The sequence below is a fragment of the Halorubellus sp. JP-L1 genome, from assembly GCF_011440375.1.
Taxonomy (GTDB): domain Archaea; phylum Halobacteriota; class Halobacteria; order Halobacteriales; family Natrialbaceae; genus Halorubellus.
Genome location: NZ_JAAOIR010000001.1, coordinates 141783 through 151625, shown reverse-complemented (window position 1 = coordinate 151625; position 9843 = coordinate 141783). Strand labels below are relative to the sequence as shown.

Sequence of the window (9843 nt, the reverse complement as noted above, 5' to 3'; positions counted from 1 at the left end):
TCGCTTCCACGACCGCAGGGTCGGCCTAAGATATTAGGGGATTTCCTTTTGCGGGGATGGCTGGAATACCACCGCAATGAGCACCAACGCGAGCGGCGAGCGCAACGCCACGCGGGAGGACGCGCCGGTCGTCCTCGTCGTCGACGACGACGAGGACCTCGCGGAGACGTGCGTGTACTGGCTCGACGCCGGCCAGTACGAGGCTCGCGTCGCGAACAGCGGCGAGGACGCCCTCGAGCAGATGGACGAGTCCGTGGACGCGATTCTGCTCGACCGGCGGATGCCGACGCTCTCGGGCGACGAGGTCCTGGAGGCGTTCCGCGAGCGCGGGTACGACGTCCCGGTGGCGATGATGACCGCGGTCGCGCCGGACACGGACATCGTCGACATGCCGTTCGACGACTACCTCGTGAAGCCGGTGTCCCAGGACGACATCCTGGAGGCGGTCGACGAGATGCTCGCGCGGTCGTCGTTCGACGCGGACGTCCGCGAGTACTTCGCGATGAGTTCGACCGAAGAAGCGCTCGCCGAACGGGACGCCGAAGAGCTCCGGGACGCCGACGAGCTCGCGGCGTTGCGCGACGAAATCACCGAGCAGTACGAGGCGTACGAGCCGGTGATCGAGCGCCGCGAGGAGCAACTGGAGCGGTTGACGCACATCAATACGGTCATCCGCGAGGTCGATCGCGTGCTCGTGGACGCCGAGAGCCGCGAGGAGATCGAGTCCGAGGTGTGTGCGTCGCTCGCGGAGTCGGCGGCGTACTCGATGGCGTGGATCACGGAGTACAACGAGCGCACCGATCACTTCGACCCGCGAGTCGGTGCGGGGACGGACGTCGAGCGGGTAGCCGAGGAGTCCGCGGGCGTGAGCGAGGTCGGGACGCGCGTGAAGGACGCAGTGACGGCGAACGAGGTGACGGTCGTCGAGTCGCTCTCGGAGGCGCATCGCTCGGCGGTGTTCGGCGACGGTGACGTCGGCGAGTCGGCGTCGGTCGTGATCGCGCCGCTCTCGTACCGGGAGAAGACGTACGGGGCGTTGCTCGTGTACTCCGAGCGCGAGGAGGCGTTCGGCGAACAGGAGCTGTCGGTGTTCGGGGAGCTCGGCGAGCGCATCGGGAACGGCATCAACTCCGTCGAGCAACGCCAGCTCCTGCTGGCGGACACGATCGTCGAGCTGGAGTTCCGGCACACGGATCGCTCTGATCCGTTCGTGGACCTGTCGGCGACGACGGGTGCGACGACGAACCTGAAGGGCGTCGCGTCGACGAGCGATTCGTCGCTGACGGTGTACGTGGAGGCGGCGAACGTCTCCGGGGAGTCGTTCCTGGAGGCGGCGACGACGCACGACGACGTGGCGGACGTGCGGCTCGTGACGGAAGGCGACCCGTCGCTGCTGGAGGTGACTGTTCCGGAGTCGGCGGTCAACACGCTGGCGTCGGCGGGGGCGACGGTGAAGACGTTCCGCGTCGAGCAGGGCGAGGGGCGGCTCGTCGCGGAGGTCGCGCCCGACGCGGACTTGAAGGCGCTCGCGCGTGCCGTGGAGAGCGCGTACCCGGAGACGTCCGTGCTCTCGAAGCGGCGCGTGGAGCGGTCGGTGCAGTCCGACGAGTCGTTCCGGAAGGACCTCGAGGATCGGTTGACCGAACGCCAGCAGATGGCGATGGAGACCGCGTTCTCCGCCGGGTACTACGAGTGGCCGCGCGAGTCGACGGCCGAGGAGGTCGCGGCAGCGATGGACATCTCCTCGCCGACGCTCCACGAGCACCTGCGGGCGGGCGAACGAAAGCTCCTGCAGGCGTTCATGACGGAGGTCGACGAGGACGCGTAGGACACCTCTGGCGAGCGGTCGCGCGTTCGCGGTCAGGGTGCGTCGTCGGTGCCGGGGTCGAGGCCGAGTTCGTCGTTGACGAGGTTGGTGGCGTTCCGGAGGTCGCCGATCCCGGAGAGGTAGCCGGCGCCGACGCTGGCTTTGAGTGCGACGGCGGCGCGGCCGGTGAGGACGGTCGGGCCGACCTGTGCGACGGCGTCGTTCCCGACGGAGACGAGCCAGCCTGGCGAACTGAAGGTGAAGCGTTCGAGGGTCGGCTCGAACGCGCCCGGGTCGTTCTGCCGGCGGTGCTCGACGAGCTTCTGGAGGTTCGTCGCGGCGACGCGGGCCTCGCGGATGGCGGACTGGGCGCTCGCGGGGACGGCTTCGCCGTCGGCGTCGACGACCTCTCCGGCGTCGCCGACGACGAACGTGCTGTCGCCGACGCGGAGGTCAGCGCGGGCGTCGACGCGCTCGCCACCTGTCGCTGGAGTGCCGGCGATGCCGCCGGTCCAGACGAACGTGTCGTACTCGATGGCGTCGCCACCAGCGAGTTCGACGGCGTCGGCGGTGGCGCGTTCGACGGTCGCGTTCGTGCGGACGTCGACGTCGGCATCCTCGAGTGCGTCGTGGACCGCACGCTGGAAGGGCTCGGGGAACCCGGGCGCGACTGCGTCCTGCATCTCGAGGAGCGTGACCGACAGGTCGCTTCCTCCGCCACTGGCGTCGTCCGCGTCGTCGTCCGCGTTTTCGTCGACGGTGGCCTCGCCGTCGGTGTCGGCGTTTACGTGCTCGTCGCGGAGGGCGGCGAGTTCGCCGGCGACCTGGATGCCGGAGAGGCCGGCGCCGCCGACGACGGCGTGCCCGCCGAGCGCGATGGCGTCGAGGACCGATTCGCGGATCCGGCGGGCGTGCGAGACGCGCTTGCAGGGAATGGCGTGCTCGCGGACGCCGGGGAGGTCGTAGTACGCGGTCTCGCTGCCGAGGCAGACCGCGGCGGCGTCGTAGGCGAGCACGGTGCCGTCGGCGAGGTGGGCCTCGTTCGCGTCCGGATCGACGTCGACGACCTCGCCCTCGAGGATGGTCGCGGACTCGAGGACGTCCTCGAGGTCGAGCGTGATGTGTTCGGCGACGCGGGGTTTGCGGACGACGCGGTGGACTTCGTGCTGGACGAGGTGCGTGCCGGTGTCGTCGACGACGACGAGGTCGACATCGTCGGGGAGGGTGCGTTCGAGTTTCCGGGCGAGGGTGAGACCGGCGTACCCGGCGCCGAGGACGAGCACTCGCATGCAGAGGGCTTGGGACCGCGGCGGCATATGCTGGCGGGTGTCGGAACGACACCGTGACCGGACGGCGACGGAACCGATCGGCGACGGTACCGACCGGTAATGGAACCGACCGGTGATGGATCCGACCGGTGACGGGGCGTCCGGTCGAGACCGGGACGCATTAGCGGGCGCGCGCCGAAGCGATGGGCGATGACTGACGCGCTCGTCGCGAGGGACGTCCGCAAGGCGTACGGGGACGTCGTCGCGGTCGATGGGGTGTCGCTCTCGGTCGCCGAGGGCGAGGTGTTCGCGCTCGTGGGACCGAACGGCGCGGGGAAGACGACGCTCGTCCGGGCGTTGACGGGGACGACGGAGCCGGACGCGGGGACCGTCGAGCTCCTCGGGTCGGTACCCCGGCGCGCGGACCCGGAGCGCCTCGGCGTGCTCCCGCAGTCGTTCGCACCGCCGGAGCGACTCACGGGACGCGAGGTGGTGGCGTACTACGCGGGCCTGTACGACGACGCGCGCAACGTGACGGACGTGCTCGAGGCGGTGGGGGTGACGGCGGCGGCGGACACGTCCTACGGCGACCTCTCGGGCGGCGAGCAGCGGCGGGTCTGTCTGGGGAGCACGCTCGTGAACGACCCGGACGTGCTCTTCCTGGACGAGCCGACGACGGGCATCGACCCCGCCGGGCGACGGACGGTCTGGAGCCGCATCGAGGAGCAGGTCGCTGGCGGGACGACGGTCGTCCTGACGACCCACGACATGCGGGAGGCTCAGCGGCTCGCGGACCGCGTCGGGTTGCTCGCAGACGGCGACCTGGTCGCGGTCGGTGCGCCGGACGCGCTCGTCGCCGAACACGCGGGCGCACCGAGCGTCGCCGTGACCGTGGGCGCGACCACGTCGACGGACGGCGAGGACCCGGTCGCGACAGCGATGGACGCGCTCTCGGACGCGAGACTGGACCCGGACCGCCACGGCACCGAGGTCCGCGTTCGCGGCGTCGAGGCGCGTGACGTGGCCGCCGTCGCCGACGCGCTCGACGACGCGGGCGTTCCCTACACCGGCCTGTCCTGGCGCGAACCCGACCTGGAGGACGTCTACCTCGAACTCGCGGGCGAACCGTACGAGGCCGGACGGCTGGACGGCGTCGCAGGAGAGCGCGCAGGCGGTCCTACGCGACGCGCGGCCGAACCCGACGACGACGCGTCCGCCACGGTCCCGGGAGGTGACGCGACGTGAGTCGCGTCGGCCGGGTCCGGTCGGCGTCGACCGCGGCGGCGCGGTCGTTCCTCCGGCGGCGAGTGGCCGTGTTCTTCACGTTCTTCTTCCCTGCCATCCTCGTCGGCATCTTCGGTGCACTCGTCCAGACCGACGCCGCCGGCGCGGGCCTGTTCACGAAGCCCGCGTCGTACTACGTCCCCGGGTACGTCGCGGTCGTCGTCCTGTTTACACCGCTGTCGCGCGTCGGGAGCGAGGTCGCGCGCCACCGCGAGCACAACCGCTTCGAGAAGCTCGCGACCACGCCGCTGCGGCGCTGGGAGTGGCTGCTCGCACAGACGCTCGTGAACGTGGGCATCATCGGCGTCGCGACCGTGCTCGTGCTCGCACTCACCACCGCCCTGACGGGGGCGACCATCACGTTGTCGCCGCTCCTGCTCGTCTACGTTCCCGTCGGAGTCGCGTGCTTCTGTGGCGTCGGCGCGCTCCTCGGCGCGTTCGCGGACAGCCAGGACGGCGCGGTCACCGCGAGCAACGCAATCGGCCTCCCGCTCCTGTTCCTCTCGGAGACGTTCGTCCAGCCGGCGCTCCTCCCCGAGTGGTTCCACCCGATCGTCGCCCTCAGCCCGCTCACGTACTTCTCGCAGGGACTCCGGCAGGCCATCGCGCCCGCGTCGACCGACGCGGGCACCGTCGTCCTCGACCTCGGGCCGCTCGCCGCGCTCGGCGTCCTCGCCGTCGCCGCCCTCGGGTTCCTCGCCGCCGGCGCGCTCGCAATTCCACGGACGGACTGACGGAACTCGGCGGACGCGTCCGGCCAGCGACCGCTGTCGGCGACCCGTGAACGCGATCAGGAGAAGTCCGTGAGCGTCGTCTCCGACGCTTCGCGCGTCTCGACGTCGAACTCCGCGAGCCGCACGAACTCCATGTCGTTGTCTCGGAGCGCGCGCTTCACGCGATCGCTCGTCGACGGTGCGACGAGCATCCCCCGGACCTCGGGGTTTGACTCGCGGTAGAGCTCCATGTAGCGCTTGAGCTGGTCGAAGTGATTCAGGGTCGCCTGCCGACGCTTCACTTCGACGACGACCGGCACGCCAGTAGCGTCCTGCGCGAAGAAGTCGAGGAACCCGTACTGGGTCTCGCGCTCGTGCTCGACGATCCGGATGCCTTCCTCCAAGGCGTCCTCGGGGTTCTCCTGGATGTACTCGTGCATCTCCGCCTCCGTTCCGCGCTCCTGATAGTCGACCGCGTCCTCGGCGTCGAAGCGAGACAGCGAGTAGACGTCCTGGAGGTAGACGCGCAGGAACTCGTTCGGGTTCGACCGGCGCGCGTACAGCAGCGGCGCGTCGTCGTCGCTCTCGCCCGGGTCGACCTTGATCGTCGCGCCACTCGGCATCCAGTTCACGGGCTTGTGGCCCGACGGCCGATGCACGAGCAGCGTCCCGTCGGGCTTGCAGACGACGAGTCGGTCTCCCGGTCCGAGGTAGCCGCCAGAGCGGCCGTCGTACTCGACCTCGCACTCGGCCTCGACGGAGACGACCGCGCCCTCCCGGAGGCCCGCGGCGACGACCCGCGCCACCGTCTCGGCGTCCGGCGACTCGAAGCGTTCGACAGTCACGACCGCCCCGTACCCGAGGCGGCGACAAAAGCCTATCCGTTAGCGGGAGCGTGGACGGAGCGGGTCGTTAGCACTCGTCAGACGGGGAGCGGTACGGCGACGACTGCCTTCACGAACTCGAACCCGTAGAGGTGATTCAGCATGAGGTACGTGACGACGCCGAGCGACAGCGAGACGATCCACGCGCTCGCGGCGACGCGTCCGACGCGCCGGTGCGGAGTCTCCTCGCGGAGTTCCCGCGGCGTGTGCGTGACGCCGAGCAGTAGTGCATAGAGGACGACCGGGACTGAGACGATGGAGAGGAGGATGTGGACGGCGAGCATCGCGAGGTACGCGTAGTACATCGCGCCCGGTTCGAGCGCGATCTCCTTCGTCCCGCCGCCACCGGTCTTCAGGAGGTAGAGGACGAGGAACACGAGGATGAGCGCGAACGCGCCCGACATGAACCGCCGGTGTGCGTCGACGTTCCCCCGCCGGATCGCGTACCAGCCGAGGACGAGACTGGTGGTCGCGAGCGTATTGATGACCGCGATGGCGTCGCTCAGCGCGTTCACCGTCTCCAGGCCCACGTCGGGATAAATGGGGAGGCCGAGGTAGAGCGTCCCGAGCACGAGCCCGTACCCGACGACCGTGAGCGCGATCGTCAGCGGCAGCACGGACCCCTTCAGGTCCCGGAGCGGCGGCGTCGTCGTTTCCGTCATCCTCCGGGGGTTAGGAGAGCGCGAGTAATTGCTTTGGCATTCCTCGCCGGCAGTTCGACCCGGACGTGGACGCGTCGCTGGTCGACGTCGGGACCGAAGGTGGGCCGAACCCACCGAGAACCCCTACCCGTAGGCGGTCACACTTCCGTTAAAGTAAAACCTGCCGGAAGGGAACAGTTGGCCATGAGCCAGAGCCAGGAGGAGCGGTCCATTCGCTGCCTCGTCGCGAAGGTCGGCCTCGACGGGCACGACCGCGGCGCGCACGTCATCGCTCGGGCGTTCCGCGACGCCGGGTTCGAGGTCATCTACTCGGGCCTGCACAAGGCCCCGGACGAGATCGTGCAGGCGGCGGTCCAGGAGGACGTCGACGTCGTCGGGATCAGCATTCTCTCGGGCGCCCACAGCACGCTCGTCCCGAAAGTCATCGACGGCCTCAAGGAGTACGACGCGTTCGAGGACACGCTCATCCTCGTCGGCGGCGTGGTCCCCGACGACGACAAGGCCGAACTGAAGGAGATGGGCGTCGCCGAGGTGTTCGGGCCGGGGACGCCGATGGCGGATACCATCGAGTTCGTCCGGGAGAACGTCCCCGAGCGATGACGCTCTCCACCGAGGAACTCCTCGAGGGCATCCTCGACGGGAACCATCGCGCGCTCGCGCGAGCCATCACGAAGATCGAGAACCGCCAGGACGGCTACCGCGAGATCGTCTCCGGGCTCTACGAGCACACCGGCAGCGCTGACGTCATCGGGGTCACTGGTAGTCCCGGCGCGGGGAAGTCGACGCTCGTCGACAAGATGGCGAAGACGTACCGCGACCGCGGACTCACCGTCGGCATCGTCGCGATCGATCCGTCGTCGCCGTACACGGGCGGGGCGGTGCTCGGCGACCGGATCCGGATGGCGTCGAACGTCGGCGACATGGACGTGTTCTTCCGGTCGATGTCGGCGCGCGGGAGCCTCGGTGGGCTCTCGACGGCGACCGCGGACGCGGTGAAGGCCCTGGACGCGTTCGGGAAGGACAAGGTGATCATCGAGACCGTGGGCGCGGGCCAGAACGAGATCGACATCGTGCGGGCGGCGGACACGGTCGCGGTCCTGGTGCCGCCGGAGTCCGGGGACAACGTCCAGATGCTGAAGGCGGGCATCCTCGAGATCGCGGACGTGTTCGCGGTGAACAAGGCGGACATGGACGGCGCGGACCGGACCGTCCAGGAGTTAGAGGAGATGGTGCACATGGACGACGGACACGTGAGCGTCGCCGGCGGCCATCACGGCATGGGCATCGAGACGGATGTCGACATGCCGGAGACGGGCGACGAGTCGGCGGACGCGCCCGAGCCATGGAAGACGCCGGTATTGGAGACGGTGGCGACGAGCGGCGAGGGCGTCGACGAGTTCCTGGCGACGCTCCAGGAGCACGCCGACTGGCTCGCCGAGACCGGGCAGATGACGGCCAAGCGCCGGCAGCGGACCGCCGAGGAGATCAGGACGCTGCTCCGCGAGGACGCGGCGGCGCTCGTCGCTGGCGAACTCGAGGACCACGGGGGCGTGGACGCGCTCGCCGACAGCGTGCTCGCCGGCGACACCGACCCCTACTCGATCGCGGACGACGTCCTCGCACCGGTCGCCGAGTGCCTCGACGAGGACTGACGGACTCGCGGCCGGTCGGTCCGGCCGAGACGGTAGCGGGCCGAGACGCGAGCGGGCCGAGACGCGAGCGAATCGGCGGACGCCGGCACGAGGTTGAAGTCGCTCCCGGTCCTATGTGCGGACATGCGAGCCAAGAAGGCGCTGTACGCCGCCGGTGGCGTCGTGGGTGCCATCGGCGTCGGCGTCCTGACAGACCGGTTGCTTCGACGGCGCGCCGGCGACCTGCCGCGGCCGCTCCCCGGCGCCGGGGAGACGTACCGCTGGCGCGGCATGGACACGTACTACACGGACCTCGGGAACCCGGACAATCCGACGCTCGTGCTCGTGCACGGCGTGAATGCGGCGGCGTCGAGCAACGAGTTCGTCTCGATCGCCGAGGCGCTCGCGGCGGACTACCACGTGGTCGCGCCCGACCTCCCCGGGTTCGGGCGCTCGGACCGCCCGCCCATCCAGTACACGAACGAGCACTACGAGGACTTCCTCCGGGCGTTCCTCGAGGACGTGGCTGGCGAGGACGCGACCGTCCTCGCATCTTCTTTGTCCGCGGCGTACGCCGTCGAAGCCGCGAAGGGCGCGTCGGTGAGTCGACTCGTGCTCGTGTCTCCGACGGCGTCGACGATGCCGGGCGGCGAGAAACCGATGGTCCGGCGATTGCTCCGGTCGCCGGTCGTCGGGACGCTCGCGTTCGACGCGATCGCGAGCGAGCGCTCGCTCGAGTACTTCAGCGCCGACCACTCCTACTACGACGCCGACGCGTACGCGACCGACCGGAAGCGCTACGACTGGCAGACCACCCACCAGTCCGGCGCGCGCTACGCGCCCGCCTCGTTCGTCGCCGGCTATCTCGACAGCGACGTCGACCTCGGCGCCGCCATCGCCGACCTCGACGTCCCGACGACGCTCGTCTGGGGTCGCGAAGCCGAAACCACGCCGCTCTCGACGGGCCGCGAACTCGCCGACCGCGCGAACGCGAAGCTCGTCGTCGTCGACTACGCCGCACTCCTCCCCCACGACGAGCACCCCGAGGCGTTCCTCGACGGCATCGCGGACGACCTCGACCTCGACCGCGACGTCGAGGCCGACCGCATCGCCGTCGAACGCGAATAGCACGAACGGTGCTCCGGACGGAGAGTCCGGATTCGAAGGCCGTCCCGAGAACGAGTCCGCTCTCCTACCGCGGCCGGAAGACGACGAGGTCGTCCCCGGTCGTCTCCGTCTGGGCGACATCGATCTCGACCGTGAGCCCGACCTCGACGTCCTCGACCGCGACGTCCCGCATCTGGCCGGTGACGCGAACGTCACCGAATCGAGCGATGCAGACCGCGTACGGCGTGTCCTCCGTGAAGTTCGGCGTCGCGACGTGCGTGACCGTGAACGTCTGGATCTCGCCGGCCTCGGGGAGCGGGACCTCCGCGATGTCGAGGGACCCGCAGTGCGGGCAGACCCGACGCGGCGGCAGTGACCCGTGGTCGTTCTCGCACTCGAGGTAGTAGCCCTCGCCGTCGGCGACGGCCGTCACCCACTCGTCGTACCCGGCGTCCACGACCTCCTCGTCGGCGTCGCTCATGAGTCC

10 protein-coding genes are annotated in these 9843 nt (G+C 69.9%); 6 read left to right on the top strand and 4 right to left on the bottom strand.

Annotated elements, in window-relative coordinates:
- Positions 1 to 76 precede the first annotated feature (76 nt).
- Positions 77 to 1828 carry a bacterio-opsin activator domain-containing protein gene (locus G9C85_RS00730; RefSeq protein WP_166036256.1) on the top strand — a complete coding sequence of 584 codons (1752 nt, stop codon included), beginning with the start codon at positions 77 to 79 and terminating at the stop codon, positions 1826 to 1828.
- A 32-nt stretch (positions 1829 to 1860) separates the two neighbouring features.
- Here G9C85_RS00730 and G9C85_RS00725 read toward each other — a convergent pair whose 3' ends face one another.
- Entirely contained in the window at positions 1861 to 3096 is a 1236-nt protein-coding gene (locus tag G9C85_RS00725; RefSeq protein WP_166036255.1) for an NAD(P)/FAD-dependent oxidoreductase, read from the bottom strand.
- A 189-nt stretch (positions 3097 to 3285) separates the two neighbouring features.
- Here G9C85_RS00725 and G9C85_RS00720 point away from each other — a divergent pair, with 189 nt between their 5' ends.
- Positions 3286 to 4320: an ABC transporter ATP-binding protein gene (locus tag G9C85_RS00720; protein ID WP_166036254.1), complete on the top strand. Its 1035-nt coding sequence runs from the start codon at positions 3286 to 3288 to the stop codon at positions 4318 to 4320.
- Complete coding sequence (locus tag G9C85_RS00715) at positions 4317 to 5093, top strand: ABC transporter permease (protein WP_166036253.1); 777 nt, start codon at positions 4317 to 4319, stop codon at positions 5091 to 5093. The genes G9C85_RS00720 and G9C85_RS00715 overlap by 4 nt, the downstream gene beginning before the upstream one ends.
- A gap of 56 nt (positions 5094 to 5149) precedes the next feature.
- Here the strand turns inward: G9C85_RS00715 and nucS are convergent, their stop codons facing one another.
- Together nucS and G9C85_RS00705 are read right to left on the bottom strand one after the other, a co-directional pair.
- Positions 5150 to 5917 (bottom strand): endonuclease NucS, encoded by a 768-nt coding sequence (gene nucS / locus G9C85_RS00710; RefSeq protein ID WP_166036252.1) that lies wholly within the window; start codon positions 5915 to 5917, stop codon positions 5150 to 5152.
- 77 nt (positions 5918 to 5994) lie between these two features.
- Positions 5995 to 6618 (bottom strand): DUF420 domain-containing protein, encoded by a 624-nt coding sequence (locus tag G9C85_RS00705; protein WP_166036251.1) that lies wholly within the window; start codon positions 6616 to 6618, stop codon positions 5995 to 5997.
- A gap of 183 nt (positions 6619 to 6801) precedes the next feature.
- Here G9C85_RS00705 and G9C85_RS00700 point away from each other — a divergent pair, with 183 nt between their 5' ends.
- From G9C85_RS00700 to G9C85_RS00690, 3 genes are all read left to right on the top strand, one after another.
- Complete coding sequence (locus tag G9C85_RS00700) at positions 6802 to 7218, top strand: cobalamin B12-binding domain-containing protein (RefSeq protein ID WP_166036250.1); 417 nt, start codon at positions 6802 to 6804, stop codon at positions 7216 to 7218.
- On the top strand, positions 7215 to 8270 hold the full coding sequence (gene meaB, locus G9C85_RS00695; protein ID WP_166036249.1) for a methylmalonyl Co-A mutase-associated GTPase MeaB: 1056 nt from the start codon (positions 7215 to 7217) through the stop codon (positions 8268 to 8270). Before G9C85_RS00700 ends, meaB begins: the two co-directional genes overlap by 4 nt.
- 123 nt (positions 8271 to 8393) lie before the next feature.
- Entirely contained in the window at positions 8394 to 9377 is a 984-nt protein-coding gene (locus G9C85_RS00690; RefSeq protein ID WP_166036248.1) for an alpha/beta fold hydrolase, read from the top strand.
- 64 nt (positions 9378 to 9441) lie between these two features.
- Here G9C85_RS00690 and G9C85_RS00685 read toward each other — a convergent pair whose 3' ends face one another.
- Positions 9442 to 9837, bottom strand: a complete 396-nt coding sequence (locus tag G9C85_RS00685; RefSeq protein ID WP_166036247.1) for a Zn-ribbon domain-containing OB-fold protein — start codon at positions 9835 to 9837, stop codon at positions 9442 to 9444.
- Positions 9838 to 9843 lie beyond the last annotated feature (6 nt).

Bases quoted from the DNA above. Each gene is read 5' to 3' on its own strand.
- G9C85_RS00690 (WP_166036248.1), top strand. From the start codon at position 8,394: ATGCGAGCCAAGAAGGCGCTGTACGCCGCCGGTGGCGTCGTGGGTGCC.
- G9C85_RS00720 (WP_166036254.1), top strand. From the start codon at position 3,286: ATGACTGACGCGCTCGTCGCGAGGGACGTCCGCAAGGCGTACGGGGAC.
- G9C85_RS00705 (WP_166036251.1), bottom strand. From the start codon at position 6,618: ATGACGGAAACGACGACGCCGCCGCTCCGGGACCTGAAGGGGTCCGTG.
- G9C85_RS00685 (WP_166036247.1), bottom strand. From the start codon at position 9,837: ATGAGCGACGCCGACGAGGAGGTCGTGGACGCCGGGTACGACGAGTGG.
- G9C85_RS00730 (WP_166036256.1), top strand. From the start codon at position 77: ATGAGCACCAACGCGAGCGGCGAGCGCAACGCCACGCGGGAGGACGCG.
- G9C85_RS00700 (WP_166036250.1), top strand. From the start codon at position 6,802: ATGAGCCAGAGCCAGGAGGAGCGGTCCATTCGCTGCCTCGTCGCGAAG.
- G9C85_RS00725 (WP_166036255.1), bottom strand. From the start codon at position 3,096: ATGCGAGTGCTCGTCCTCGGCGCCGGGTACGCCGGTCTCACCCTCGCC.
- meaB (WP_166036249.1), top strand. From the start codon at position 7,215: ATGACGCTCTCCACCGAGGAACTCCTCGAGGGCATCCTCGACGGGAAC.